Here is a 25063-nt window from a genome sequence, read left to right on the forward strand (position 1 = left end):
ATATAAAAGCGATTTCAGTGTCGCAGTTCGTCGATCAATGTCCGCATATCGTCGGGCAGTGGACTGGCGAAATGGACCCTTTCCCCTGAAACGGGGTGAACGAAACCGAGTTCCGCAGCGTGTAACGCTTGTCGGCAGAAGCCGAGTCGCTGAAGGATCGGCCGAAGCGGAGAAGGAGTTCGCCCATAAACAGGATCTCCCAATAGCGCATGACCGATTGACGCCATGTGAACGCGCACCTGATGGGTGCGCCCGGTCTCCAGCCGGCACTCCACCAGCGTGGCGCCACGTAAGGGTTCCAGGGTGCGGAAATGGGTGACGGCATGCTTGCCGCGCCCGTCTTCCACCAGCGCCATCTTCTTGCGATCGTGGACCGAGCGGGCGATAGAGCCGCGCACGGTGCCTGCCGCCGGATTTGGTCGGCCACCGGTGATGGCATGATAGGCGCGTTCGATCGAGTGGTCGGCGAACTGGACGGCAAGGCCTTCGTGCGCCTTGTCGGTCTTGGCGACGACCAGCAGGCCCGATGTGTCCTTGTCGATACGGTGGACGATGCCCGGCCGCGCCACGCCGCCGATGCCGGAAAGCTGGCCCCGACAGTGATGGAGCAGGGCGTTCACCAGCGTTCCGTCCAGATTGCCCGCCGCCGGATGGACGACGAGGCCCGCAGGCTTGTCGACGATGATGAGATGCTCGTCCTCGTAAATGACGACAAGCGGGATGTCCTGAGCCACGGCTTCTGCGGGCACGGCTTCGGGGACGTCAATGGCAAAGGGCGTTCCCGCTTCCACCTTGAGCGAGGCCTGTGCCACGGGTTTTCCGGCCAGCGACACCCGCCCTTCGCCCATCAGCGCCTTGATGCGTTCGCGCGACAACCCGCTGGCTTCGGCCAGCGCCTTGTCGATCCGGCCCCCGCTGGCGACTTCGCCCGCGATGATGCCGTCTGTGATGTTTGTAATCGCCCCCATTGCCGGTACGATTTGGGGATGATCGTGGAAGTGACAAGGGACGTGCTGGCACAATTGCACGAAGAAGCGCGCCGGGCCGCTCCGGAGGAGTGCTGCGGCCTGCTGCTGGGGCATGGCGGGACGATCACGCAGGCGCGCCCTGCTGCCAATATCGCCACGGATCGCCGCATCCATTTCGAGATCGACCCCGTGGCCCTGCTGGCCGCGCATAAGGCAGAGCGGGCGGGGGGACCGCGCCTGATCGGCTATTATCACTCGCACCCGGTGGGCCCTTGCGTGCCGTCTGCCACGGACCAGGAACATTCCACCGGGGATTCGCGCATCTGGGCGATCATCGCCCAGAGCGAGGTTGCATTCTGGCACGATAAGGCCAATGGATTCGAGGCCCTGCCGTGCCGCGTCGTCGAACCGAACGTCGCGCAGGGGGTGCCCGAGAATTAAGTACGGAAAGCAGCTTAGCCCATGACCACGAGTTCTATCGAACTTGCCAGCCTTTTGTGTTCGCGCCTGTGCCATGACATGCTCAGCCCCGTAGGCGCGCTGACCAACGGCCTCGAACTGCTGGCGGACGAGAAGGACCCGGAGATGCGCCAGCGCTGCTTCGAACTGCTCGACCAGAGCGCGCGCATTTCCACCGACAAGCTCAAGTTCTTCCGCCTGGCCTTCGGCGCGGCAGGCGGCTTCGGAGAGATGGTCGCCGTCAGCGAGGCCAAGGTGCTCGTCGATGCGCTGGTAGCGAACAATCCGCGCATCACGCTGGCCTGGGCGCTGCCCAGCGATTCGCTGCCCAAGGCCGCGATCAAGACGCTGCTGAACTTTGCGCTGATCGGGCTTGAGGCGCTGCCGCGCGGTGGAACGCTGGAAATCGCGGCGGAATACCTGCAGGATCACAGCGAACTGGTGGTCCGCGCCGCGGGGCCGCGCATCGCTTTCGACCGTTCGGTCGGCTCGGCGCTGGAAGGCGCCCTGCCTGAAGGCGAACTGTCCAGCCGCACCGCGCCTGCCGCCATGCTGCACCAGCTGGCGGTGGAGCTGAAGGGCCAGCTGCAATACGTGCTGGCAGAGGACGCGCTGGTGCTTGGCGCAATGCTGCCCCGGGCCTGACGACGCGGGGTTGAAAGAGGGATGGAGACGCGACGCAGGTGAACCGCTGGCTCGTCAATCGTACCGTCGCCTCTCCCAACTGGAACGAGCGCAAGCTGCCGGTCAGCATGGTGGTGCTGCACTACACCGGCATGAAGTCTGCGGGCGAGGCGCTGGACCGCATGTGCGACCCGGCGGCCGAAGTCTCCGCTCACTACATGATCGACGAGGAGGGCGTGGTCACCTCGCTCGTCCCCGAAGACAAGCGGGCGTGGCACGCGGGCCGCTCGTACTGGCGCGGGGAAACGGACATAAATTCCGCCAGCATCGGCATCGAACTGGTCAATCCCGGCCACGAATGGGGTTATCGCCCGTTCCCCGAACCGCAGATGGATGCGCTGCTGCCGCTCCTGGCCGACATCGTCGACCGTCACGATATCCCGCGGGCCAACGTAGTGGGCCATTCCGACATCGCACCTGCGCGCAAGCAGGATCCGGGCGAATACTTCGACTGGAACCGGCTTGGCGAACTGGGCCTCGCGCTGGAAATTCCCGCCGCGAAGATGAATCTGTTCTACGACAACCCCGGCGCGTTCTATCTTGCGCTGGAACGGTTCGGCTATGACATCACCGATGGCCGCGCCGCCGTCACCGCGTTCCAGCGCCGCTGGCGGCCCATGTTCATCGACGGTGAGATCGACGGGGAAATCGGCGGCATACTGTTCGAACTGCTGTTGGAACGCGATACCGGTCGTGCTAGGTGACGCCCCGCGCCGGGGAGCCGGGCAGCCGCGGGCGTCCTCTGGACGCGCGAGGAAAGTCCGGGCTCCACGAAACAAGGGTGGCAGGTAACGCCTGCCGGGCGAGGGCGGTTTTCAGACCGTCCGAAGCCTAGGGACAGTGCCACAGAGAGCAAACCGCCGATGTTCTTCCCCGGAAGAGCAGGTAAGGGTGAAAGGGTGCGGTAAGAGCGCACCGCGCTACCGGTAACGGCAAGCGGCTTGGTAAACCCCACCCGGAGCAAGACCGAATAGGGGCTGCGCGCCGGCGTCTCGCGAAAGCGGGGGAGATCGGCGGGTTCGTTTCGGACCCAGGCAGCCCGGGTTGGTCGCTTGAGCGAGGCAGCGATGTCTCGCCTAGAGGAATGGCTGCCGCCGCGGCGTAAGGTCCCTCCTTTTGGGAGACCACGCCAGGAACAGAACCCGGCTTACAGGCTCCCCGGCGCATTCAAAGGGATCGTCTGCGACGACGTCAGGCCGCTTCTCTACAGGCCTTTTCAGCGTCGCTGGCGGTCAGGAACCAGCGTTCCGTACCTTCAAGCCCGATCGCGGTCAGGGTGCCGTGCAGGAACGCGCCGGTGTCGATGCCGATGCGGTTGTCGCACACGTCCGGTTCCTCGGTGATCGTGTGGCCGTGCACCACGAAGGCGCCGAAATCGCCGCGATGGCTAAGGAAAGGCTCGCGAATCCAGCGGCAGTCGCGGCCCAGTTGGTGCTCCAGCGGCGTTTGCGGGCGGACCCCGGCATGCACGAAGGCATAGTCGCCGATGCGCACCATCTTCTTGAAGCCGTCGAGGAAGTCGAAATCTTCCTGAGGGATTGCCTCGACCATCCGGCGCTGCAGATCTTCCATCGGCAGATCGCGCGCGGTGTCAGGGTCGATGCCGTAGGAGGCGATCGTCTCCAGCCCGCCGAACTTCAGGAAGCCCTTCAGCGAATCGACGTCTTCCCGCGCCACCAGCAGCATTTCTTCGTGGTTGCCCTGGATGAATTCGACCTGCCGTTCATGTCCCCACTGCCGCGCCCGCGCGACCACGGCGGCACTGTCGTCGCCACGATCGATGAGATCGCCCAGAAGCACTACGGTGGTCCGGGCAAGGCCGCGCCGTGCGTCATCGTTTTCGATGGTGCGGATCAGCGCTTCGAACAGGTCTGCCCGACCGTGGATGTCACCCACGGCGTAGACGCGCTCACCCGGAGGGATCGAGGGGGCTCGCCGTGGTTCGGCCCGGCCCAGAATCTTGCGTATGGTGCTCAGCATTTGTTGCGCTGCAGTATATGGGCCTTGATCGCGCTGGACAACCCGTTGCAGCGGCGAACCGGCGCGCCCGAGGATCGGATGGGCGCTGCCGGAACGATCGCCCGGAACGGGCAGCGCGCTTTTGTGCGCCTGCGTGCCTTGCACCGCCCGACCGGGGGCCTATCTGGTGGCCGCATTCTATCGATCGCCCAACGACAAAAGGCTCCATCCATGACCCGCTACCTTCACACTATGATCCGCGTCACCGATCCGGACGAAACCATCCGCTTCTTCGAGTTGCTGGGTCTGAAGGAAACCCGCCGCTTTTCCAGCGAACAGGGCCGTTTCACCCTGATCTATCTGGCGGCGCCCGGTCAGGAAGACGCCGAGGTGGAACTGACGCACAACTGGCCGGCGGAAGACGGGTCGGCGGAAACCTACACCGGCGGACGCAACTTCGGCCACCTGGCGTTTCAGGTGGCGGATATTTACGAAACCTGCCAGCGCCTGCAGGATGGCGGCGTCACCATCAACCGCCCCCCGCGCGACGGCCACATGGCATTCGTGCGCACACCGGACGGCATATCAATCGAACTGCTCCAGGATGGCAGGCTGGAGCCTGCCGAACCCTGGGTCAGCATGCCGAACGTCGGCAGTTGGTGACAGGAAGCAGCGCGTGCCTGCGTCTTTGTTACGTCTGAATTAACTTTATGAAACTGCACGTCTTCGCGTTTGCGAAGACGGCGCCTTGCCAACATAAGTTGCAACCGCAAGGAGCCATGAGGAATGGTTCCTTGCTGCTGTTGGGCGGGGGCCAGAGTGCAGGTATCGCATGCTTTGCTGTCTATCGTGGCGTTCCTGCAGCCGTTGCAGCAGGAACTGCTGCTGTTCGTCGCCTTCTGGCTGGCTTTGGGCGCTGCCGACGAATTCGCCGTAGACTTGTGCTGGATCGGCCTCAAGCTGACGGGACGGGCACGCACCGGGCGGGTGACGCAGGCACAGGCAACTGCTCCGCTGGCTGGCCGCGCTGCCGTGCTGATCGCCGCGTGGCAGGAAGCGGATGTGATCGGCCATACCATCCGGCACGCGCTGGCGGCCTGGCCGCAGCAGGACTTCACGCTCTACCTGGGCTGCTACGGTAACGATTCCGCCACCGTTTCTGCCGCCATGGAGGCGGCTTGCGGTGATCCGCGCATCCGACTCGTCATCGGCGAGCAGGCCGGGCCAACCACCAAGGCGGACTGCCTCAACCGGGTCTATGCAGCCCTGTGCGGCGATGAAAGCCGGTACGGGCGGCGCTATCGCTCCGTCGTGCTGCACGATGCCGAAGACATGGTGCATCCTGCCGAACTGGCGGTGATCGATGCCGCACTGAACCGCGCGGACTTCGTGCAATTGCCCGTCCGTCCCGAAATTCAGCACGACTCTCCCTGGAGCGCCGGGCACTACGCGGACGAATTTGCAGAGGCTCACGCCAAGGCGCTGGTGGTGCGGGATGCGCTGGGCGCGGCCATCCCGGCGGCGGGCGTCGGCTGCGGGTTTTCGCGCGACATGCTGGCGCGCATCGCGCAGCGGCGCGGACATGGCAGCGGGCCTTTTTCCGCCGAATGCCTTACAGAGGACTACGAACTCGGCCTGCTGGTCCGCCGTGAGGGAGGAAAGGCGCGCTTCCTGCGGCTGCGCGACGATCATGGCGCGCTGGTGGCGACACGGGCTTACTTTCCCGCGCGGCTCGTCGATTCAGTGCGGCAGAAATCGCGCTGGATTCATGGCATCGCGTTTCAGGGCTGGGATCGGCTGGGGTGGAGCAGCGACATCGTCGATCAGTGGATGGCGCTGCGTGACAGGCGCGGCCCGCTTACGGCGGTGGTTCTGACCTGCGCCTATGCTCTGGTCGTCCTCGAAGCGCTGCTGTGGGCGGCGCGATGGACGGGCATCGACGTGCCCGCGCACGATTCGCCGCTGCTGTCGATCCTGCTGACGGCGTGCGTGGTCAGCTTTGCATGGCGCTGTGCTTTCCGTGTGCTGTTCACGACCGGAGAGTACGGGATAGTCGAAGGGTTGGGCGCGCTGCCGCGGATCATCGTTGCCAACGCCATCGCCATTCTTGCAGGCCGGCGGGCGCTGGTCGCTTACGTTCGGACCTTGTCCGGGGAAGCTGTGCACTGGGAGAAGACCAGTCACCACGACCATCCGGCCATGCTGATGCGCGCTTCGATGCAGGCGGCTTCGCTTTGAGCACGCAGAAAATATCGCGCGGGCATCCGCTGATGGCGCTGCTGGCAGTGCTGGGCGGATGGATTGGCGGACGCGTGGCGACGTGGGAGGCGCCGCTGCCACCGCTGTTGCAAACCGCCTCTGCAGCCATCGCGCCATCGGTGAGTGGCGGGCAGTCGCTTCCGACTGGACTAGCCTACGCCGATGGTGCGCCCCCGGAACAGTCGCCGCCCGGCTATCTGCCCTACCCCGGCACCATGCCGATGCCCATGCCGGTGAGAGGGCCGAACTATTACCCGGAACCGGGCATGCGGCGCGGTTCGTTCGATCCGGCTGGCGGCTGGTCGCAAGGCAGGCCGGGTGTGACGAACCTGCCGCGCCTGCGCGATGAATTCGAACGGCCCGGCGCTTCCTTCATCCCCCCGCCGCGCTTCTTTGCGCCCGAAGTTGCGGGCGCGGCGCCGCTGCCGCCGGGAGCACCGGCTTCGCCGCCGCGGGCACGGCGCTGGTCGATGGATGCGTGGGCCTTGGTACGGCGCGACGGAGCGGGCGGGCTTTCATCCGTCGGGGCGCTGCCCGCATCTTACGGAGCGAGCCAGGCGGGCGGTGTGTTGCGATATCGCTTGTCACTGCGCGATCCCCGGCGGCCGACACTGTACCTGCGCAGCACCGCCACGATCGGGCAACTGCGTGAAACGGCGGCAGCGCTGGGCTTCTCGGCAAGGCCGCTGGCAAGGCTGCCGGTGGTCGCCGCCGTGGAGGGCAGGGTTACGGAATATGCCGGGCAGCGCCGCGTTCAGGGCGCGGCGATGGCAGTGACCGAACTGCCGCCGTTCCCTCTCCCCGTCGGGATTCGGGGCGAAAGCTACGTGCAGGCAGGCTACGTCGCGGGGCGCTTTGCCACGCCCTTCATCGATGGCCAGTTCCGCGCCGACCGCGCCCTGCTGAACCTGCGCGGTATCGACCTGCGGCTGGGCGCAGGTATCTGGGGAGGCGCGCAGAAAGGCGCCGCGCGGCTGGATGCCGGGCCGAGTGCGACGATCGCGGTGCCGCTGCCGCGCAATGCCGCGATGCGCGTGGCGGTGGACTGGCGGTTCCGGCTGATGGGCAATGCCGTGCCCGATTCGGGGCCAGCGCTTACGGTGTCCACGGGCTTCTGAACGACCCCGCTTTTCCACAGGGCCGCGCTGCGGTAGCGAGGAAGGTGCAATGGACGTGTACCTTCCCATCGCCAACCTGTCGGTCAACGGCCTGATCATCATCGGGTTGGGGGCGCTGACGGGCGTGCTTTCGGGCATGTTCGGAGTGGGCGGCGGGTTCCTGACCACGCCGTTGATGATCTTCTACGGCATCCCGCCCACCGTCGCCGCCGCGTCAGCCGCCAGCCAAGTGACCGGCGCCAGCGTCTCGGGCGTCTTCGCCCATACCCGGCGCGGCGGCGTGGATTACCAGATGGGCGCGGTGATGGTGGCGGGCGGCATCATCGGCACCGGGCTTGGATCGCTGCTGTTCAACCTGCTGGAACGACTGGGCCAGATCGATACCGTCATCAACATCCTCTACGTAGTGCTGCTGGGGTCCATCGGCGGCCTCATGGCGCGCGAAAGCATCCAGTCGATCCGGGCGGAGCGCAGCGGCGTGCCCATCGCCGCGCGCAAGCGCCGCCACCACCCGATGGTGGCCAGCCTGCCGATGCGCTGGCGGTTCTATCGTTCGGGCCTCTACATCTCGCCGCTCGCGCCGCTCCTGCTGGGGATCGGCACTGGCGTCCTGACGATGCTGATGGGCATTGGCGGCGGGTTCGTGCTGGTGCCCGCGATGCTGTATATCCTGGGCATGAGCGCCAACGTGGTGGTCGGCACGTCGCTGTTCCAGATCCTGTTCGTGACGATGGCGACCACGATGATGCACGCGCTGACCACCCACGCGGTGGACATCGTGCTGGCTTCGCTGCTGTTGCTGGGGTCGGTATCCGGCGCGCAGGTGGGGGCGCAGTTCGCGCAGAAGGCTTCCCCGGTGAAGCTGCGGTTGGTGCTGGCGGTGATCGTGCTGCTGGTGGCGGGGCGCATGGCGCTGGGCCTGGGCTATCGCCCGGACGAAATCTATACCGTGGCACCGTTATGAAGGCGGTGTTGCCTGGGCTGCTGGCGCTGGTTCTGCTGACAGGCGCGCGCGACCCCATCCTGGTGCCGGAGGTGTCGCAGCACGAAGTGGATCTGCAGCAGGGCTTCACCGGCACCGAGCTGCTGCTGTTCGGCGCGATCCTGACGCCGGAGGGTTCGCGCGCGGCGCAGGACTACGATATCGTCGTCGTGCTGAAAGGGCCGACCCAGTCCATCGTCCTGCGCGAAAAGCAGAAGGTGGCAGGTATCTGGGTCAACGCCGACAGCACCGAACTGCGCAGCGCGCCCAGCTATTACGCCATCGCGTCCAGCCGCCCCATCGCGGACATCGTCGATGACAAGACGGCGGCGATCTACGAACTGGGCCTCAAGTGGCTGCAGCTGTCTCCCATCGGCGCGATCGACCCGGAAGAACAGGCGCGCTTTTCGCAAGGGCTGGTCGATCTCAACCGGCGCACCGGTCTCTACCGCGAGCAGGAAGGCGCGGTGACGGTAAAGGAGCAGGTGCTCTATCAGGCCCGGATCGAACTGCCCTCGCGCGTGCCGACCGGGATTTACACCGCCGAGACTTTCGCGATTTCCAAAGGGCGTGTGGTGGCGTCTGCCAGCAGCCAGGTCGAAGTGCGCAAGCTGGGCGTGGAACGGGCGATCGCCAATTACGCCGAGAACTACGGCTTCGCCTATGGCCTGATGGCCGTGTTCGTCTCGGTGGCGATGGGCTGGCTGGCGGGGCGCCTTTTCGCGCTGATTTGAAGCCACGGAGAGGCTCTTAGGCGGAAATTAACCGCTTTGCTGATAGCGCCTGCGATCGGTTGCAAGAATATCCGGTGGTTGGCAGGCTGATGAATCTCGATGGTCCTGACACGTTCGACGGCCCCCGCTCCGATACGGGCCGGATGGCGCTGCACGGGATGGAGCCGATCGGTGTCGTGCTGGAAATCGGCGGATCGGGCAGCCGGATCGCCTTCGACCTCGAACGGCTGAAGGAGATTGCGCAGGACCGCGATCCGTCGGTCGCGATGTCCGGGCAGGTCAGCAGCCAGATCAAGATCCGCGTCGGCAACGACTGGCTGCTCGCCAACGTGCGCAACCAGAAACAGGATGCGCGTGTCGCCGGCGTCCTGTCCGAAGTCGATTTTCTGGGCGAGGGGCTGGAGGAACGGCTGACCGGGCGCATCCACGGCTTCCGGCGTGGCGTGACACGTTTTCCGGTGCCGGGCGCGTTCGTCTACCCCTGCACCAGCGACGATCTGCGGCAGATCTATGCCAGCGACGGGCGCTCCTCCATTCAGGTCGGCCATGTCTATCCCACCCGCGACATTCGCGCCGGGCTTTACGTCGATGCGCTGCTGGGCAAGCATTTCGCGCTGCTGGGCTCCACCGGCACCGGCAAATCGACCAGCGCGGCGCTGATCCTGCACCGCATCTGCGACCATGCGCCCGAAGGCCATGTCATCATGGTCGATCCGCACGGCGAATATGCCGCCGCGTTCCGCGACACGGGCGTGATCCTCGACGTCTCGAACCTGCAGATGCCCTACTGGCTGATGAACTTCGAGGAGCACTGCGAAATCCTGCTGACGTCGCGCGGGGATGAGCGGCAAGTGGACGCTGAGATTCTCGGCAAGGCGCTGCTGGAGGCGCGGTCGAAGAACCGGCTGGCCGAGCAGGTGGGGCGGATCACGGTGGATTCGCCGATCCCCTACCTGCTGTCCGACCTGGGCAATATCCTGAACAACGCGATGGGCAAGCTCGACAAGGGGCACGGCAGCGCCCCATACCTGCGCATTCGCAACAAGCTGGACGAACTGCGCGGCGACCCGCGCTATCAGTTCATGTTCTCCGGCATGCTGGTGGGCGACGTGATGGCGGACTTCATCTGCAAGCTGTTCCGCCTGCCGTCGCGCGGGCGGCCGATCTCCATCATCGACGTGTCGGGCGTGCCGACCGAGATCACCTCTACCGTGGTGGCCGTGCTCAGCCGCATGGTGTTCGATTTCGCCGTCTGGGCGCGCGAGGAGAAGACCCGGCCCATCCTCCTGGTGTGCGAGGAAGCGCACCGCTACGTGCCCAACGAGAAGAATGCCGATGGCTCTTCGGTGGGCCGCATCCTGTCGCGCATCGCCAAGGAAGGGCGCAAGTACGGTATTTCGCTGGGACTGATCACCCAGCGCCCGTCCGACCTGGCGGAGGGCGTGCTGTCGCAGTGCGGCACGATCATCGCCATGCGCCTCAACAACGAACGCGATCAGGCTTTCGTGCGCGCCGCCATGCCTGAAGGCGCGCGCGGGTTTCTCGATTCGATTCCGGCGCTGCGCAATCGCGAATGCATCGTCTGCGGCGAGGGCGTGGCGATACCGATGCGCGTTTCGTTCGACGATCTGGAGGAGAACCGGCGCCCGGCTTCGGCAGACCCGTCGTTTACACGGCTTTGGAACGAAACCGGCGGCGAGGAGGAAATGGTGCTGCGCACGGTCCAGCGCTGGCGGGCGCAGGGGCGGTAAGCAGGACGTTTAGCCCCGGAAGTTCTTGCGCCACTTGCCCCAGCGATAATAGCCCAGCGAAATCGCCACCGTCAGCACCGATCCCACCGGATAGGCCCACCATACCGCCTCGCTGCCGATCAGCGGTCGGGCGAGGGCGTAGAAGCCCAGGCGTCCCGGATAGAGCCCCAGGAACAGGATCACCAGCGGCGCGCTCACCGCTCCATAGGCGCGCATCGTTCCCGTCAGGATCATCGTGATGGACACGATCACGAACGAAACCGTGCAGATCAGCTGGATATGCTGGGCGATCGGCATCGCCGGGCTGCCCGCGCCCAGGAACAGCGACAGCAGCGGACGGTCGAAACCCACGATGAGGGCGGCGAGAGCGCTCGACATGATGAGGTTGGTGATCATGCCGATCGCCGTCACCTTGTCGATGCGGCCATGGTCGCCCGCTCCCAGTGACTGGGCCACCATCGCGCTAACCGCTGAACTGATGGCGAAGGCGGGCATCTGCAGATAGTTCCACAGCTGCAGGGACGCACCGTAGGCCGCCGCCGCGTTCAGCCCCTCACGGTTGACGAGGCCGACCATGATAAGCCCCGCCGACGACACGATCAGCATCTGCGCACCCATCGGCAGGCCCTTGACCAGCACGTAGCGCAAGTCTTCCCCGCGCGGGCGCAGATAAGCCAGTTCGGGGCCGCGCAGCCGCAGCGGCAGATCCTTGCGGTAGATCACCCAGACCTGCAGCAGCATCCCCGCGGTGTTGGCCAGCGCAGTGGCGATGGCCGACCCGGCGACACCCAGCGCCGGCAGCGGGCCGACACCGATGATCAGCAGGGGGTTGAGCACGATGTCCAGTACCACCGCCAGGATCATCGCATAAAGCGGCGTCTTCGAATCGCCGGCGCCGCGCATGCCCATCGACACCATCAGGTTCACCGTGGCCAGCGGCAGCGTGACGAAGATCACTCGCAGGTAGGCCAGCGCGTCGGCACGGCTTACTTCCGGCGTGCTCAGCAGGTCGAGCAGCGCGGCGGCGCCGAACCAACCGATCGCGGCCGTGGCGAACGAGATCAGCAGGCAGAATCCGACGCCGGTGCCGAACGTGCGCCGCGCCGCGTCGATGTTGCGCGCGCCGAAGTGCTGGCCCACCCGCACCGTCGTCGCCATGCCGAAGCCGAACACGGCGGCGAAGACCAGGAACATCACGATGTTGGCATTCGCCGTTGCCGCCAGCGCGCTCTCGCCCAGCAGGCGGCCCACCCAGATCGCGTTGATCGATCCGTTCAGCGTCTGCAGCACGTTCGACAGCAGCATCGGGATCGAGAACATCAGCAGCGTCTTGAGGATCGGCCCGCGCGTCAGGTCGCCGCGCATCGCCAGGCGGGCGGGGGCTTCCGTCTGCGGGGTGTCCGCGCTGGCCTGGTCTTCTCCGACCGGGATGGGGGAACCTTCGTTCATGTGCCTCTCGTGTCGCCCCACAGGTGGATGTGCAGGCGGTCGGTGAACCGCAGCCCATGCCGCGAGCAGTAATCCGCCAGCCAGCCTGACCGTTCCCGGATCACCGCGCTGGAGCGACCTTCGGGCATCAGGAACAGCCTGTTGCCGGGAATGCCGTAGGTTTCCTGCAATGCCGTGACTTCATCCAGGTCTTCCCGGCTGGCGATCACGAACTTGAAGAAGGCGCGCGGTTCGGCGGCCCAGGCGGCCAGCCGTTCAGGCAGCAGGGCAAGGCTGTCGGGGTTGCCGCTGTGCGCCAGCTTGGGGCTGACGTTGTACTGGTCCACCCGCGCGTCGAGGGCAGTGTGCGGGGCGATGGTGGAGTTCGTCTCGATCTCCACATGCATGCCCGGACGCATCACGTCGAGCGCGGCGACCATGCGGGCCAGCGCCGGGCCCTGCAGTAGCGGCTCTCCGCCGGTTATGACGAGCCGGTCGGGCACCAGATCGGCTACCGCCTGCGCCAGCGCGGTTTCTTCCATGGTTATCTGATTCTCGCGTCGCTCGAACGCCAGATCGTCGCGGTGGAAGCGGTTGTCGCCAGTGAAGCGCCAGGTGTAGGCGGTATCGCACCACTGGCACGCCAGATTGCAGCGCGACAGGCGCACGAACGTGCTGGGCCGCCCCATGGACGGGCCTTCGCCCTGCAGCGAGGCGAAGATTTCCGGCTGTCCGGGCGTGGTGGTGGCGAGGGTGAGCATAAGCTTTACACGGTTCGGGAGGAAAAAGACCCTTCGGGTGATGTGTCACCGGAAGGGCGGAAGAGGGCGCATCGTGACAGAGGCCCGCGATGTAGGAAAGCGCCAAGGACGTGGCGCCCGCCCTTGCACACGTCGTGCCGTCACGCTGAACTTGTTTCAGGCCGCACGTCCCGGGTTGCGTATCTGCAAACCCATAGGGCCGCTTGTGGAACGACGCTCCGGCCCAGACTGCCGCATGGACCCTGAAACAGGTTCAGGGTGACGCGTAAGTGGAAGTGGGAGAGCGCGCCGATTGGACCGCGCCCTCCCTTGTCCGTTACCCCAGTCGCGCCAGTGCCGCGGCAAGGCGATCCGCTTCGGCGGTGTGAGCAGCGTGGTCGGCCTTGGCCTTGTCGACCGCGTCGGGCTTGGCCTTTTCGACGAAGGCTGGGTTCTCGAGACGCTTGCCCAGCGAATCGCGCTCCTTGATCGCGGAGGCATGGGCCTTTTCCAGCCTTGCCTTTTCAGCGGCGATGTCGATCACGCCTTCGAGCGGGATCGCCAGCATCGCATCGCCTGCCCCGACCTGCATCGCCGCACCCGCAGGAGCAGCCTCGAAGCGGATCGCATCGAGGCGGGCCAGGCGGTCCACCGCCTTGCCGTTGCGCTCGATGATGGCGCGGGTCGCTGCGGAGGGATCGGCGAGGTAGGCAGTCAGGCGCGCGCCCGGCGCGATGCCGAGTTCGGCCTTGGCGCCGCGCAGGTTGCCGACGAGCGCGATCAGCCATTCGACCTCGGCCTTGGCCTCCGCATCGACGGTGGCTTCGGGGGCGGGCCACTGCGCCACGATCAGTTCGTGGGCGCGGGTGCCGGTCTTGCTCCACAGCTCTTCGGTGACGAAGGGCATGAAGGGGTGCAGCATCACCAGGATCTGGTCGAGCACCCAGCCGGCGACGGCCTTCGTTTCTTCGTCGAAGGAACCCTTGATCAATTCGATGTACCAGTCGCAGAACTGGTTCCACACGAAGTGGTAGATCGCATTGGCGGCCGCATCGAAGCGCAGGTCGGCCATGGCCTTGTCCAGCGAGGCGACGGTTTCGACGACTTCGCCGATGATCCACCGGTTGACCGCCGAAGTGGCCTTTGGCGCGGCGACCGACGTGCTGCCGACGATGCCATTCGACTGGCAGAACCGCGCCGCGTTCCACAGCTTGGTAGCGAAGTTGCGGTAACCCTCGACGCGCTTCTCATCCATCTTCACGTCGCGGCCCTGGCTTTCCATGGCGGTCATGAAGAAGCGTAGCGCGTCGGCGCCGTACTGGTCGATGAGGCCCAGCGGATCGACGACGTTGCCCTTGGACTTGGACATCTTCTGGCCATCGGCGGCGCGGACCAGTCCATGCAGGTAAAGCCGCTTCCACGGCACTTCCTTCATGAAGTGGATGCCCTGCATCGCCATGCGCGCATCCCAGAAGAACAGGATGTCGAAACCGGAAACCAGCAGATCGTTGGGGTAGTGCTTGGCAAGGAGCGAGGCGGACTGGATATTGCTTCCCCCCACCGCTCGTGCTGAGCTTGTCGAAGCACCGGCAGTGCTGCCCGAGGGGTCTTCAACAGGCTCAGGCTGAGCGGGAACGGCACCGGTGGTTTCGTCCGGCCACCCCAACGTGGCGAAGGGCCACAGAGCCGAGGAGAACCACGTGTCGAGGACGTCTTGGTCCCGAACAAGAGGAAGCTCGCGCCCATCGAACCCAAGTCGCGTAGATTGGTGCATTTCGTCGAACGAATCGAAGATTGCAACACGGTCGATGTCGAAACCACGCGCACGGTAGTAGCTCAATGCAGCTTCTTCGATTTCTGCATCTGAACTGCCAACGAAGGGCGTACCCATTGCCGATTGGGGCGTTTGACGATCAAGGTAGATCGTGTCTGCCCCAGCACTTGCGTCGGGTCCATAACAAGCCGGAATCCGGTGTCCCCACCATAGCTGGCGGCTGACGCACCACGGCTGGATGTTCTCCATCCAGTTGAAGAACGTCTTCTCCCAGCTTTTGGGGACGATCTCGATCGAGCCGTTGCGCACGGCTTCCATCGGCGGGATCGAGAGGGTCTTGGCATCGACGTACCACTGGTCGGTCAGCCAGGGTTCGATCACCACGCCGCCACGGTCGCCATAAGGCGTCTGGATCACGCGGTCCTCGATCTTCTCCAGCAGGCCGTCGGCGTCGAGCAGTTCGACCACGCGCTTGCGGGCGTCGAAGCGGTCCATGCCGATGAACTCGTGCGGGATCAGGCCGTCCGCTGTCTGGAACACCTTCGCCTCGGCATCGAGCATGTTGAGCATGTCGCGCGCTTCGATCCCGGCGCGCTTGCCGACTTCGAAGTCGTTGAAGTCATGCCCCGGCGTGATCTTCACCGCGCCCGATCCCAGTTCCGGATCGGCATGCTCGTCCGCGACGATCGGGATTTCGCGCCCGGTGATCGGCAGGGTGACGGTGGCGCCACGTTCCAGCAGCGGCTTGTAGCGCTCGTCGGCGGGGTTCACGGCGACGGCCATGTCGGCCAGCATCGTCTCGGGACGGGTGGTGGCGACCATGATGTGGCCCGAACCATCCGATAGCGGATACCTGAAATGCCAGAAGTGGCCCTGGATCTCGCGCGTTTCCACCTCAAGGTCGCTGATCGCGGTCTTGAGCTTGGGATCCCAGTTCACCAGTCGCTTGTCGCGATAGATAAGACCCTGCTTGTGCAGGTCGACGAAGACCTTGACCACCGCCCTGGTGAAGTGCGGGTCCATGGTGAACTGCTCACGGCTCCAGTCCATCGAGCAGCCCAGACGGCGCAGCTGGCCAGTGATGGTGCCGCCGCTTTCGGCCTTCCATTCCCAGACCTTGTCGATGAACTGTTCGCGCGTGTAGCTGGTGCGCTTGTCGCCTTTCGCCTCCATCTGCCGTTCGACCACCATTTGCGTGGCGATGCCGGCATGGTCGGTGCCGACCACCCACAGCGCATCCTTGCCGCGCAGGCGCTCGTAGCGGATCACCACGTCCTGCAGCGTATTGTCCAGCGCGTGGCCGATATGCAGGCTGCCGGTGACGTTCGGCGGCGGGTTGACGATGGTGAACGGTGCGGCGTCGGGGCGTTCGGGGCGGAACAGGTTGTTCTGTTCCCAGTGGGCGTACCACTTGGCCTCGATCCCGGCGGGGTCGAAAGTCTTGTCGAGAGCGGGTTCTGCAATCTGGTCAGTCATACCCGCCGCGCCATGCCAAAGCGCGGGTTTTGGCGCAAGTTCGCATTGCCACGGCATTGCCGCATTCGCGTGCGAACAGGTTGCTGCAATCGAACTGAAACATCTCGTCGCGATCATGGAACATCTTGCCGGTCTATGGTTTTTCCCCCAAAGCGAGAAAACATGCGGGAATGGGCTGAATTCACCCTGTCGGAAAACGACCAAGGCAGCGACCACGTGCTGGCGCTGAAAGGGCCGTTGTGCGTCCACTCCCTAGGCAATCTCGACGCCAAGCTTCACGGGTTAAGCGGGAGCTTCACCCGCGTCGACATGTCCGGCGTGACGGATATCGACACCACCGGCGCCTGGCTGGTCACATATTACGCCAACCAGCGCGGGCTGGAGATCACCGGCGAAAGTGAACAGGCGCGCCGCCTTTTCGCCGCCATCGGCGACATGCACGAACATGAAGCGGAGCCGGAACCCCGGCTTCCGTTCCTGACCCGGCAGATTTCCGAACTCGGCGATCTGATGGCCAACTGGGGGCAGGGCATCGTCAAGGTGCTCGACTTCCTGGGCGAACTCATCATCGCGTTCGGTGCGGTGATCCGCCGTCCATCAAGGCTGCGCAGGACGGCGCTGGTGTTCCACATGCAGTACGTGGGCATCAACTCGCTGTGGATCATCGGCCTGATGAGCTTCCTCATCGGCATCGTCATCGCCCAGCAGGGCGCGGTGCAGCTGGCGCAGTTCGGGGCGGAAATCTATACCATCAACCTCACCGGCCGCCTGTCGATGCGTGAACTGGGCATCCTGATGACCTCGATCATGGTCGCGGGTCGATCCGGTTCGGCGTTTGCGGCACAGATCGGCACGATGAAGCTGACTGAGGAAGTGGACGCCATGCGCACCATCGGCGTTTCGCCGATCCAGGCGCTGGTCGTGCCGCGCGTGCTGGCATCCATGCTGATGATGCCGCTGCTGGGCTTCTATTCGTCGGTTCTGGCGATCATTGGCGGCGCCACCATTGCCGATCTGGCGCTGGACATTCCGTTCTGGACCTTCCTCCAGCGCACGCAGGAAGTGGTGCCGATCACCGACGTCTGGATCGGCCTGATCAAGGCTCCGGTCTTCGCGCTGATCGTGGCGCTGGCAGGATGCTATCAGGGCATGCAGGTGACCGCCAATGCAGAGGAAGTGGGCGCGCGCACCACGCAGGCGGTGGTGACCGCGATCTTCACGGTGATCGTGCTCGACGCGTTTTTTGCCATCTTCTTCACCAAGATCGGTTGGGCATGACGGATCTGTCCGACGATTATGAGGGTGAATACCCGATCCTGGTCGAGGGGCTGCGCAACAGCTTCGGCGATCACGTCATTCACGAAGACCTCAATCTCAAGGTCCGCAAGGGCGAGGTTCTGGGCGTCGTCGGCGGTTCCGGCACCGGCAAGTCCGTGCTGATGCGCTCGATCATCGGGCTGCAGCAGCCGACGGCGGGCGACATCACCGTGCTCGGGCACAAGATGGGCGATGCGACCGAGGACGAGGACGTCGACCTGCGTTCGCGCTGGGGCGTGCTGTTCCAGGGCGGTGCGCTGTTCTCTACGCTGACCGTGGGCGAAAACGTCGAAGTTCCGCTCAAGCAGTTCTTCCCCGAAATCACCGACAGCCTGCGGGCCGAGATCGCGCGCTTCAAGGTACGCCTGTCCGGTCTGCCGGAAAATGCTGCGTTCAAGTTCCCGAGCGAGCTTTCGGGCGGCATGAAGAAGCGCGCCGGGCTTGCCCGCGCGCTGGCGCTGGACCCGGAACTGCTGTTCCTGGACGAGCCGACCGCCGGCCTCGACCCGATCGGCGCTGCTGCGTTCGACAGTCTCACGCGCGAGCTGAAGGAAACGCTGGGCCTCACCGTCTTCCTCATCACGCACGACCTCGACACGCTATACGCCATCTGCGACCGCGTAGCGGTGCTGGCGGACAGGAAGGTCATCGCGGTGGGGACGATCCCGGAACTGCTGGCGCTCGACCACCCGTGGATTCAGGAATATTTCAACGGCCCCCGTGGCCGCGCGGCGCTCGCCGCGAAGGACGACCCGCCGATCTCCGAACGGGGTTCGCCGGAACACGATGCCGCTGCGGCGGTTGAAACACCTGCGCCGTCAGGCGTGGACAGCAATACGTCGGAGGCATAGGGGCGCAGGCGATGGAAACCAAAGCCAATCACGTCTGGGTCGGAGCTGTCACGCTGGTGCTGCTGGCGTGCCTTGCGGTGTTCGTCCTGTGGATCGCGCGCCTGGGCGAGGGCGCGAAGAACGAGTACGACATCTTCTTCAAGCAGTCGGTGGACGGCCTCGCCAAGGGGTCCGAGGTCAACTACGTCGGCGTCCCTTCGGGCCAGGTCACCCAGATCGAACTGTGGCCGCAGGATCCCAGCTTCGTGCGCGTGCGCATCAAGGTGGATCAGAAGGTGCCGATCACCGTTGGCACCACCGCGCAGATCCAGGGCAGCTTCACCGGCGTGTCCGACATTCAGCTGGAAGGCGCCGTCAAAGGCGCCCCGCTGCTGACCGATGCAGGCCCTGAAGGCGTGCCGGTGATTCCGACCAAGCGCGGTGGCTTCGGTGAAATCCTGACGAACGCGCCGCTGCTTATGGAGCGCCTCGCCACGCTGACCGAGAACCTCAATCAGCTGATGAGCGCCGAAAATCGCAAGTCGATCACCGGCATCCTTGCCAACACTGACAAGATGACGGCCGATCTTTCGCAGGCGACGCCGCAGTTGCGCCAGACGATGACGGAACTGCAGGGCAGTCTTGCGCAGGCGACGAAGACCCTCGCCGCGTTCGAGGGTGTGGCGCACAAGGCCGACGACCTGCTGGGCGACGAAGGCAGTTCGCTGGCCGAACAACTGCGCAAGACGCTGGCTTCGGCGCAGAAGTCGATGGACCAGCTGGACAAGACCATGGCCCATGCACAGCCCGCGCTGGATCAGGTGTCCGAACAGACTTTGCCTGCCGCCGAAAGCGCGATCCGGGATCTGCGCGCGACCAGCAAGGCGCTGCGCAGCCTGACGGAGAAGATCGACGAGCAGGGCGCGGGCGCACTGCTCAAGGGGCAGAAGCTGCCCGACTACAAGCCTTGAGGACATGGCCGTGAGGGGTATCGCGATGAACCGCCATTACAGGAACAGGCTGGCGCACGGGCTGCTGGCCGCCGTCGCCGCTCTCTCGATCTCCGGCTGTGTCAGCCTTGGTACCAAGCCGCCAGATGAGCTGCTCAAGTTGACGCCGGAACAGAGCGCGCCCGCGGGCGCGACTGCCAGTGGCCAGCTGACCGACGCGGTCGTGGTGCTCGATCCGGAATCCGACCGGGGGCTGGACGTCCTGCGGGTGCCGGTGACGGTCGATGCGGCCAGCCTCTCCTACCTCAAGGACGCGCTGTGGGTGGAAAAGCCCACGCGGCAGTTCCGCTCCCTGCTGGCCGAAACCCTGCGCGCGCGGACCGGGCAGCTGGTTGTGGAGGGCGGCGACTTCGAGGTTACCGGCAAGACGTTGATCGGCGGTCGCCTGTTGCAGATGGGTTACGACGCGCAGAAGAGCGCCGTCGTCGTTCGTTTCGATGCGGTGCGCTCCGAACGCGGCGCAGGGCCGCTGCAAACCAGACGCTTCGAGGCTGTGGTGAACGGCGTCGAAGCCAAGGCCAAGCCGGTCGGCGCGGCTCTCAATCAGGCTGCGAACGACGTGGCGCGGCAGGTGGCGGACTGGGTGAAGGCGGGCTGATCCCCGCCTTATCGTGACAGCAAGGCCAGCCGTATCGCCAGCGTGAACGCCTCGAACCGGGCGGCGCGGCGTTCGGCGGCTTCCCAGTCTTCGCCCCACAGTTCGACTTGCCAGTCAGCCTCAAGCTCGGCGGCTTTCCACAAGTCCTGCGCGTCGGCATCGAGGCGGATCGCTTCCAGCGCGATGATCAGCGATGCCGCCAGACTCGCCAGCATCTTGAGCGCGGCCAGTTCGAAATCCCCCAACTGCTCCAGTTCTGCACGTAGCCTCGCCAGCGTGGCTTCGGGCTGGGGCTTGTGCATGATGCCGGAAATACGCGCGAAGCTGACGCCAAGCCGGGCCTCCACCGCCGTCAGCACCGGCTCCCACACTTCCATCTGGCGCTTGTAGAGCGCTTCGTCGGGGTCGGCGCGATAGCACAGCGTGTCCGTTTCGGCGTAGGGTAGCAGTTCGGCGATCACGGCCGCGCGATTGGGTGCCACCGCATCGATCGCAAAATCCGCAAGGTCGCGGTAGTGGAAGGCTGCTGTGTCGATCTCCTCGCCCTGCGCGGCCCATTCGGCGGCGAGCGCCTCCGCCAGAGCCTGGGTCGGTACTGCTTGCGGGCGCCCACCGGCTGTGCGGATCGGGCGGCCATCGAGCACCGCACGCCAACCGCCATCAGTGGCCTGCGCGGTTGCTTCCTTGTAGAAACGCTTCATTTCGGGGTGCGCCACTTTCTGACGAGAACCGGCGGGAGAACGAATGCGCCCATCACGCCAAAGCTGAGGAAGGCGAAGCCGACGATCTGAGGTGCGCCGGAGAAGATGCGACCGGTGGTCGTCAGGATGCCCAGCAGCACGCCGACAACGCCCAGGATGCGGACCACGTTGATGATGGCGAACCGCATGACGGCGGGATCGCGCGCGCTCATCGCAGCAGGTGTTCCAGCAGTTGCGCCGGGGTTTCGACCACCGTTTCGGCGCCGGCCGCCATCAATTCGTGCGGATGATGATAACCCCAGTCGACCCCTATGCCGCGCACCTGCGCGGTGCGTGCCATCTGGATGTCGTAGGCGGTATCGCCGATCATCACCGCCTGATCGGCCTGAGCGCCTGCCTCGAACAAAGCCTGCTCCAGCATCGCCGGGTGGGGCTTGGACGGGTGGCGGTCGGCGGTCTGGAGCGTCACGAACAGGTCGGCGATACCGTTCGCTTCAAGGCAGAAGCCCAGCCCGCGATCCGACATTCCGGTCGCCACGCCCAGCGTCCAGCCATGGGCATGCAGGCCGCGCAGTGTTTCGGCCACGCCCGGAAACAGCGGCTGCGACACGCGGCCCTGTTCGCGCGCGGTGCGGAACGACAGCTTGTACGTCTCCGCCATGGCCTGCTGCTGATCGGTGTCGGAATTGGGCAGCAACTGGCGGATCGACTGCGGCAGGGAAAGCCCTACCGCGCGCCGTATCGCGCCCCGCGACGGCGCAGGCAGGGCGAAGGCCGCGAAGGTCGCCTCCATCGCCTCGCAGATCGGTGCCTGTCCATCGACAAGCGTACCGTCGCAGTCGAAGACCGCCAGTTTCATCGCACGCTCCCGTTATCAGCCGCGCCCGCGCGGGGCAGGGCGTCCACCGGGTTTGGCGCCGGGTTTTGCTCCCGGCCTTGCACCGGGCTTGCGCACGGCAGAACCCGCAGGCCTGCTGCCCGGCTTTCCGGGAGCCTTGCCGGTGGGCTTCCCAAGCGGCTTCTTGCCGCCTGGCTTGCTGCCCGGCTTGTTCAGGCGGTTCTGGCCCGAGGCGGGACCGTCGCTGCGCTTGCGGCGCTCGCCCCGGCGTTCCTTGCGGTATTCCTTGGCGTGCTGCTTGGCGGCGCGCTTTTGGTCTTCCTTGGTGAACTCGACCGGAGCCTCGACCTCGAAGTCGCCCTCCGATTCGACGAAGCCCAGCGATTCGAGCGAATTCGCGAAGTGCTCGGGCAGGGGGGCGGTCACGTCCAGCGGCGCTCCGTCCGGATGCTCGATGATCAGGCGGCGGGCGTGGAGGTGCATCTTGCGGCTGATGGAGCCGGTCAGGAACGCTTCCTGCCCGCCGTACTTGCCATCGCCGACGATGGGGTGGCCGATCGCCGCCATGTGGACGCGCAGCTGGTGCGTGCGGCCGGTCAGCGGGTGCAGTTCCACCCAGGCCGCGCGGTTGCCGGCACGATCTATCACGCGATAACGGGTGCGGGCGGCCTGGCCCTCCTTCTCATCCACATGCATCTTCTCGCCGCCGGTGCCGGGCTGCTTGGCCAGCGGCAGTTCGATCATGCCGTCGTTGATGCTAGGCACGCCGACCACCAGCGCCCAATAGATTTTCTTGGCGGTGCGGCCCGAGAACCGCTTGGAGAAGAAGGCCGCGCTGCCGGGCGTGCGCGCGATCAGCAGGACGCCCGAAGTGTCCTTGTCCAGCCGGTGGACGAGCCGCGGGCGCGGGCCGCGTTCGGCGAAGGCGTCGAGCAGGCCATCGACATGTTCCTTCATGCCCGAACCGCCCTGCGTGGCAAGGCCTGGCGGCTTGTTGAGCACGATTGCGGCGCGGTCCTGCGTCAGGACCATCGAATCGGCCAGTTCGATCTCCGCCTCGGTCAGTTCGCGGCGCGGGCGGTCACCCTTCACGCCGGGCTGCTGCTCACCGCCGGGGGGGACGCGCAGCACCTGGCCAGCCTCAAGCCGGGTATCGACGTCGGCGCGCTTGCCATCGACGCGAATCTGGCCGGTACGCGCCCAGCGCGAAACCATGCCGAAGCCGACCCGCGGCAGGTGACGCTTGAACCAGCGGTCAAGACGGACGCCATCATCGTCGTGACCGACGGTGAACTGGCGGACTATATCAGTATTGCTCATGCCATGCTCCGCATAACAAAAAGGCCGAGGAACAGGCCGCCGAATCCGGCGAGCAGCGAAATTCCGGTGTAGAATGCAGCGGTGGCGATGTCGCCCCGCTGGATCAGGGTGGCAAAGTCGAGGCTCATCGACGAGAACGTCGTGAAGCCGCCGAGGACGCCGATGCCCAGCAGCAGGCGCGTGCTTTCGGATCCATTGCCGAAGCGCGCCAGCCAGCCCGTCAGTACGCCCATCAGCACGCTGCCGAGGATGTTGACGGTGAGAGTGCCATAGGGAAAGGCACCCGCGCGCACCGGGCCGAGCGCGGCGGTCCAGCCGCGCCCGACAAGGAAGCGCAGCCAGGAGCCGAACGCGCCGCCAGAGGCCACGTAGAGCGAGGCCAGGATAAAGGAAGGTTGGGGCATGGCGACCCCTTAGCCGTGAATGGGCCAGAATCCAATCGCTGCAATCCAATCTCTGCGGCTTAACTCTTGTCTTCGAGCCGTCGCTTTGCTAACGGGCCGCTCAATCAGCTGCCTCCGAGTCCGGCGGCGGCCTTATTCTTGGCTCTAGATTCGCGGCTCGCCACGCCAAACCGGATGCGTGGCGGCCCCGTCTGTTTTTGTGAGGTGTTTCGGTTTATGCAGATTCTCGTCCGCGATAACAACGTCGATCAGGCTCTTCGGGCTCTCAAGAAGAAGCTGCAGCGTGAGGGCGTGTATCGTGAAATGAAGCTGCGCCGTCACTTCGAGAAGCCCTCGGAAAAGCGCGCTCGTGAAAAGGCCGCTGCCGTGCGCCGCGCCCGCAAGCTTGAGCGCAAGCGCGCCGAGCGCGACGGCTCGAAGTAAGGGCTTTTCCGCAGTTCGCTGCGGGCACCCATAAAACTCGCGTGAGCGGCTTGAATGCCGCGCCGGGTTGAGCCATGAGGGCGCGGAATCACCATTCCGCGCCCTTTGTGCATCTGCAAGGGATGTCCCTGACCGGGCGCCCCATCGAATACGAGGCCACAGACGATGACAGAGATCACCCGCGTCCCGCTTCAGCCGATCGCCAAGGGCGCCGTTTCCAAGCTGTGGCTGGGCGTGGTCGCCATCGCCGTGGCATCTGCGGGTGTGGCTTATGCCGCGCTGCCGCCCGCTCCCACCGTCAAGACGCTGACCGCCGGCACGGGCGCTTCGCCGACGATGGAAGACGTCGTGCTCATCAACTACAAGGGCATGTTGATGGACGGCAAGGTGTTCGACGAGAACAAGAACTATCCCAACCCGGTGGCCCAGTTCGTGCCCGGTTTCTCCAAGGCGCTGATGAAGATGCAGCGCGGCGGCAAGTACGAAGTCGTGATCCCTTCGGAACTGGCTTATGGCGACCACCCGCAGCCCGGCTCGCCGATTCCGCCGAATGCGGACCTGAAGTTCGAAGTCGAACTGATCGACTACAAGAGCCTTGCCGAAATCCGCCAGCAGCAGGCGATCCTGCAGCAGCTTCAGCAGATGCAGGGCGGTGCGGGTGCACCGGGCGCAGCGGTTCCGGGCGCAGGCGCTCCGGGCGTTCCGGTTCCGGTCCAGCCCTGATGAAGGCGGCTTTCGCGGCGCTGCTGCTGACGGCGGCGCCCTCGGCCGTGTTGGCCCAGACCTCTGCCCCGGCGGCTCCCGCCCCGGCAGCGCCTGCTCCGACCGCCACTCCCGCCGCGCCGCAGGTCAAGGTCGAGCCGATCACGCCGGGCACTGGGGGCAAGCCGCCCGCGCATTCCTATGTCCTGATCAACTACAAGGGCATGCTGACCGACGGCACCGTGTTCGACCAGAATGAACGGATGCCTATGGCGCTGGACGAAGTCGTTCCCGGCTTTGCCCAAGGGCTCGTGCAGATGGAGCGTGGCGGACGCTATCGCCTGACCATCCCGCCTGAACTGGGCTACGGCGCGCAGGCGTCCGGCCCCATCCCCGCCAATTCCACGCTGGTTTTCGAAATCGACCTGATCGATTTCAAGACCGCCGAGGAACTGCAGGCGATGATGGCCCAGATGCAGGCTCAGGCGGCCCAGCAGCAACAGCCGGGCGCACAGGTCCCGGCCCAACCGGCCCCGACACAGCCGGCGAAGTGATCCGTCGTCCCGGACTTGATCCGGGACCGCTGGC

26 protein-coding genes and 1 other RNA gene are annotated in these 25063 nt (G+C 65.4%); 17 read left to right on the forward strand and 10 right to left on the reverse strand.

The features are described from left to right. Positions 1-14: 14 nt before the first annotated feature. The gene (locus GGR40_RS12195; RefSeq protein ID WP_429276497.1) at positions 15-968 is read right to left on the reverse strand and encodes an RluA family pseudouridine synthase; all 954 of its coding nucleotides are present in this window, start codon (positions 966-968) and stop codon (positions 15-17) included. Positions 969-986: 18 nt separating this feature from the next. On the opposite strand from GGR40_RS12195, the gene GGR40_RS12200 reads away from it, so the two are divergent. From GGR40_RS12200 to rnpB, 4 genes are all read left to right on the forward strand, one after another. Further along, positions 987-1409, forward strand: coding sequence for a M67 family metallopeptidase (locus GGR40_RS12200; RefSeq protein WP_429276498.1), 423 nt, complete (start codon positions 987-989; stop codon positions 1407-1409). A 21-nt stretch (positions 1410-1430) separates the two neighbouring features. Then, positions 1431-2072 carry a histidine phosphotransferase family protein gene (locus GGR40_RS12205; RefSeq protein WP_429276499.1) on the forward strand — a complete coding sequence of 214 codons (642 nt, stop codon included), beginning with the start codon at positions 1431-1433 and terminating at the stop codon, positions 2070-2072. Positions 2073-2110: 38 nt separating this feature from the next. After that, a complete protein-coding gene (locus GGR40_RS12210; protein ID WP_429276500.1) occupies positions 2111-2815 on the forward strand; it encodes an N-acetylmuramoyl-L-alanine amidase in 705 nt (234 codons plus the stop codon). 9 nt (positions 2816-2824) lie between these two features. Beyond that, positions 2825-3277: RNase P RNA component class A (gene rnpB, locus GGR40_RS12215), an RNA gene on the forward strand. A 25-nt stretch (positions 3278-3302) separates the two neighbouring features. Here the strand turns inward: rnpB and GGR40_RS12220 are convergent. Then, on the reverse strand, positions 3303-4091 hold the full coding sequence (locus tag GGR40_RS12220) for a metallophosphoesterase (RefSeq protein WP_429276501.1): 789 nt from the start codon (positions 4089-4091) through the stop codon (positions 3303-3305). Between the two features lie 210 nt (positions 4092-4301). Here GGR40_RS12220 and GGR40_RS12225 point away from each other — a divergent pair, with 210 nt between their 5' ends. The 6 genes from GGR40_RS12225 (at position 4302) to GGR40_RS12250 (ending at position 10914) form a co-directional block, all read left to right on the forward strand. Continuing rightward, complete coding sequence (locus tag GGR40_RS12225) at positions 4302-4733, forward strand: VOC family protein (RefSeq protein WP_429276502.1); 432 nt, start codon at positions 4302-4304, stop codon at positions 4731-4733. Between the two features lie 156 nt (positions 4734-4889). Further along, the gene (locus GGR40_RS12230) at positions 4890-6308 is read left to right on the forward strand and encodes a glycosyl transferase family protein (protein WP_429276503.1); all 1419 of its coding nucleotides are present in this window, start codon (positions 4890-4892) and stop codon (positions 6306-6308) included. Further along, positions 6305-7447 carry a hypothetical protein gene (locus tag GGR40_RS12235; RefSeq protein ID WP_429276504.1) on the forward strand — a complete coding sequence of 381 codons (1143 nt, stop codon included), beginning with the start codon at positions 6305-6307 and terminating at the stop codon, positions 7445-7447. Before GGR40_RS12230 ends, GGR40_RS12235 begins: the two co-directional genes overlap by 4 nt. A gap of 49 nt (positions 7448-7496) precedes the next feature. Further along, positions 7497-8411, forward strand: coding sequence for a sulfite exporter TauE/SafE family protein (locus GGR40_RS12240; RefSeq protein WP_429276505.1), 915 nt, complete (start codon positions 7497-7499; stop codon positions 8409-8411). Continuing rightward, positions 8408-9163, forward strand: a complete 756-nt coding sequence (locus GGR40_RS12245) for a TIGR02186 family protein (protein WP_429276506.1) — start codon at positions 8408-8410, stop codon at positions 9161-9163. Before GGR40_RS12240 ends, GGR40_RS12245 begins: the two co-directional genes overlap by 4 nt. Before the next feature lie 143 nt (positions 9164-9306). Continuing rightward, entirely contained in the window at positions 9307-10914 is a 1608-nt protein-coding gene (locus GGR40_RS12250) for an ATP-binding protein (RefSeq protein WP_429276549.1), read from the forward strand. 9 nt (positions 10915-10923) lie between these two features. On the opposite strand, the gene GGR40_RS12255 is transcribed toward GGR40_RS12250, so the two are convergent. The 3 genes from GGR40_RS12255 to GGR40_RS12265 all read right to left on the reverse strand — a co-directional run bounded on the left by GGR40_RS12255 (position 10924) and on the right by GGR40_RS12265 (position 16332). Beyond that, positions 10924-12363 carry an MATE family efflux transporter gene (locus tag GGR40_RS12255; protein WP_429276507.1) on the reverse strand — a complete coding sequence of 480 codons (1440 nt, stop codon included), beginning with the start codon at positions 12361-12363 and terminating at the stop codon, positions 10924-10926. Further along, entirely contained in the window at positions 12360-13103 is a 744-nt protein-coding gene (locus GGR40_RS12260; RefSeq protein WP_429276508.1) for a 7-carboxy-7-deazaguanine synthase QueE, read from the reverse strand. The genes GGR40_RS12255 and GGR40_RS12260 overlap by 4 nt, the downstream gene beginning before the upstream one ends. A gap of 316 nt (positions 13104-13419) precedes the next feature. Further along, positions 13420-16332: a valine--tRNA ligase gene (locus GGR40_RS12265; protein WP_429276509.1), complete on the reverse strand. Its 2913-nt coding sequence runs from the start codon at positions 16330-16332 to the stop codon at positions 13420-13422. Between the two features lie 162 nt (positions 16333-16494). Between GGR40_RS12265 and GGR40_RS12270 the strand changes: the two genes are divergently transcribed. The 4 genes from GGR40_RS12270 to GGR40_RS12285 are packed head-to-tail and all read left to right on the forward strand — an operon-like array spanning position 16495 to position 20087. Next, positions 16495-17610 carry an ABC transporter permease gene (locus GGR40_RS12270; RefSeq protein ID WP_429276510.1) on the forward strand — a complete coding sequence of 372 codons (1116 nt, stop codon included), beginning with the start codon at positions 16495-16497 and terminating at the stop codon, positions 17608-17610. After that, complete coding sequence (locus GGR40_RS12275; RefSeq protein ID WP_429276511.1) at positions 17607-18500, forward strand: ABC transporter ATP-binding protein; 894 nt, start codon at positions 17607-17609, stop codon at positions 18498-18500. The genes GGR40_RS12270 and GGR40_RS12275 overlap by 4 nt, the downstream gene beginning before the upstream one ends. Before the next feature lie 11 nt (positions 18501-18511). After that, positions 18512-19450, forward strand: a complete 939-nt coding sequence (locus tag GGR40_RS12280; RefSeq protein WP_429276512.1) for an MlaD family protein — start codon at positions 18512-18514, stop codon at positions 19448-19450. 25 nt (positions 19451-19475) lie between these two features. Then, complete coding sequence (locus tag GGR40_RS12285; protein WP_429276550.1) at positions 19476-20087, forward strand: ABC-type transport auxiliary lipoprotein family protein; 612 nt, start codon at positions 19476-19478, stop codon at positions 20085-20087. An 8-nt stretch (positions 20088-20095) separates the two neighbouring features. On the opposite strand, the gene GGR40_RS12290 is transcribed toward GGR40_RS12285, so the two are convergent. The 5 genes from GGR40_RS12290 to GGR40_RS12310 are packed head-to-tail and all read right to left on the reverse strand — an operon-like array spanning position 20096 to position 23350. After that, a complete protein-coding gene (locus tag GGR40_RS12290) occupies positions 20096-20788 on the reverse strand; it encodes an ATP12 family chaperone protein (protein ID WP_429276513.1) in 693 nt (230 codons plus the stop codon). Next, on the reverse strand, positions 20785-21000 hold the full coding sequence (locus GGR40_RS12295) for a hypothetical protein (RefSeq protein WP_429276514.1): 216 nt from the start codon (positions 20998-21000) through the stop codon (positions 20785-20787). Before GGR40_RS12295 ends, GGR40_RS12290 begins: the two co-directional genes overlap by 4 nt. Next, complete coding sequence (locus tag GGR40_RS12300) at positions 20997-21647, reverse strand: HAD-IA family hydrolase (RefSeq protein WP_429276515.1); 651 nt, start codon at positions 21645-21647, stop codon at positions 20997-20999. The genes GGR40_RS12295 and GGR40_RS12300 overlap by 4 nt, the downstream gene beginning before the upstream one ends. 15 nt (positions 21648-21662) lie before the next feature. Then, positions 21663-22946 carry an RluA family pseudouridine synthase gene (locus tag GGR40_RS12305; RefSeq protein ID WP_429276516.1) on the reverse strand — a complete coding sequence of 428 codons (1284 nt, stop codon included), beginning with the start codon at positions 22944-22946 and terminating at the stop codon, positions 21663-21665. Continuing rightward, on the reverse strand, positions 22943-23350 hold the full coding sequence (locus tag GGR40_RS12310) for a CrcB family protein (protein ID WP_429276517.1): 408 nt from the start codon (positions 23348-23350) through the stop codon (positions 22943-22945). The genes GGR40_RS12305 and GGR40_RS12310 overlap by 4 nt, the downstream gene beginning before the upstream one ends. 216 nt (positions 23351-23566) lie before the next feature. Here GGR40_RS12310 and rpsU point away from each other — a divergent pair, with 216 nt between their 5' ends. The 3 genes from rpsU to GGR40_RS12325 all read left to right on the forward strand — a co-directional run bounded on the left by rpsU (position 23567) and on the right by GGR40_RS12325 (position 25029). Then, on the forward strand, positions 23567-23773 hold the full coding sequence (gene rpsU / locus GGR40_RS12315; RefSeq protein WP_008832565.1) for a 30S ribosomal protein S21: 207 nt from the start codon (positions 23567-23569) through the stop codon (positions 23771-23773). 165 nt (positions 23774-23938) lie between these two features. After that, entirely contained in the window at positions 23939-24496 is a 558-nt protein-coding gene (locus GGR40_RS12320) for an FKBP-type peptidyl-prolyl cis-trans isomerase (protein ID WP_429276518.1), read from the forward strand. After that, entirely contained in the window at positions 24496-25029 is a 534-nt protein-coding gene (locus GGR40_RS12325; protein ID WP_429276519.1) for an FKBP-type peptidyl-prolyl cis-trans isomerase, read from the forward strand. The genes GGR40_RS12320 and GGR40_RS12325 overlap by 1 nt, the downstream gene beginning before the upstream one ends. The last annotated feature ends 34 nt before the right edge of the window (positions 25030-25063 follow it).

Origin of the sequence: Novosphingobium gossypii (genome assembly GCF_050433305.1) — a bacterium.
Taxonomy (GTDB): Bacteria; Pseudomonadota; Alphaproteobacteria; order Sphingomonadales; family Sphingomonadaceae; genus Novosphingobium; species Novosphingobium gossypii.

Excerpts from the sequence above, each read along its gene's own strand:
- GGR40_RS12255 (WP_429276507.1), bottom strand. The coding sequence starts at position 12,363 with ATGAACGAAGGTTCCCCCATCCCGGTCGGAGAAGACCAGGCCAGCGCG.
- GGR40_RS12245 (WP_429276506.1), top strand. The coding sequence starts at position 8,408 with ATGAAGGCGGTGTTGCCTGGGCTGCTGGCGCTGGTTCTGCTGACAGGC.
- GGR40_RS12290 (WP_429276513.1), bottom strand. The coding sequence starts at position 20,788 with ATGAAGCGTTTCTACAAGGAAGCAACCGCGCAGGCCACTGATGGCGGT.
- GGR40_RS12325 (WP_429276519.1), top strand. The coding sequence starts at position 24,496 with ATGAAGGCGGCTTTCGCGGCGCTGCTGCTGACGGCGGCGCCCTCGGCC.
- GGR40_RS12200 (WP_429276498.1), top strand. The coding sequence starts at position 987 with ATGATCGTGGAAGTGACAAGGGACGTGCTGGCACAATTGCACGAAGAA.
- GGR40_RS12250 (WP_429276549.1), top strand. The coding sequence starts at position 9,307 with ATGGCGCTGCACGGGATGGAGCCGATCGGTGTCGTGCTGGAAATCGGC.
- GGR40_RS12310 (WP_429276517.1), bottom strand. The coding sequence starts at position 23,350 with ATGCCCCAACCTTCCTTTATCCTGGCCTCGCTCTACGTGGCCTCTGGC.
- GGR40_RS12295 (WP_429276514.1), bottom strand. The coding sequence starts at position 21,000 with ATGAGCGCGCGCGATCCCGCCGTCATGCGGTTCGCCATCATCAACGTG.
- GGR40_RS12270 (WP_429276510.1), top strand. The coding sequence starts at position 16,495 with ATGCGGGAATGGGCTGAATTCACCCTGTCGGAAAACGACCAAGGCAGC.
- GGR40_RS12260 (WP_429276508.1), bottom strand. The coding sequence starts at position 13,103 with ATGCTCACCCTCGCCACCACCACGCCCGGACAGCCGGAAATCTTCGCC.
- GGR40_RS12280 (WP_429276512.1), top strand. The coding sequence starts at position 18,512 with ATGGAAACCAAAGCCAATCACGTCTGGGTCGGAGCTGTCACGCTGGTG.
- rpsU (WP_008832565.1), top strand. The coding sequence starts at position 23,567 with ATGCAGATTCTCGTCCGCGATAACAACGTCGATCAGGCTCTTCGGGCT.
- GGR40_RS12285 (WP_429276550.1), top strand. The coding sequence starts at position 19,476 with ATGAACCGCCATTACAGGAACAGGCTGGCGCACGGGCTGCTGGCCGCC.
- GGR40_RS12275 (WP_429276511.1), top strand. The coding sequence starts at position 17,607 with ATGACGGATCTGTCCGACGATTATGAGGGTGAATACCCGATCCTGGTC.
- GGR40_RS12195 (WP_429276497.1), bottom strand. The coding sequence starts at position 968 with ATGGGGGCGATTACAAACATCACAGACGGCATCATCGCGGGCGAAGTC.
- GGR40_RS12225 (WP_429276502.1), top strand. The coding sequence starts at position 4,302 with ATGACCCGCTACCTTCACACTATGATCCGCGTCACCGATCCGGACGAA.
- GGR40_RS12305 (WP_429276516.1), bottom strand. The coding sequence starts at position 22,946 with ATGAGCAATACTGATATAGTCCGCCAGTTCACCGTCGGTCACGACGAT.
- GGR40_RS12265 (WP_429276509.1), bottom strand. The coding sequence starts at position 16,332 with ATGACTGACCAGATTGCAGAACCCGCTCTCGACAAGACTTTCGACCCC.
- GGR40_RS12240 (WP_429276505.1), top strand. The coding sequence starts at position 7,497 with ATGGACGTGTACCTTCCCATCGCCAACCTGTCGGTCAACGGCCTGATC.
- GGR40_RS12205 (WP_429276499.1), top strand. The coding sequence starts at position 1,431 with ATGACCACGAGTTCTATCGAACTTGCCAGCCTTTTGTGTTCGCGCCTG.
- GGR40_RS12320 (WP_429276518.1), top strand. The coding sequence starts at position 23,939 with ATGACAGAGATCACCCGCGTCCCGCTTCAGCCGATCGCCAAGGGCGCC.
- GGR40_RS12300 (WP_429276515.1), bottom strand. The coding sequence starts at position 21,647 with ATGAAACTGGCGGTCTTCGACTGCGACGGTACGCTTGTCGATGGACAG.
- GGR40_RS12220 (WP_429276501.1), bottom strand. The coding sequence starts at position 4,091 with ATGCTGAGCACCATACGCAAGATTCTGGGCCGGGCCGAACCACGGCGA.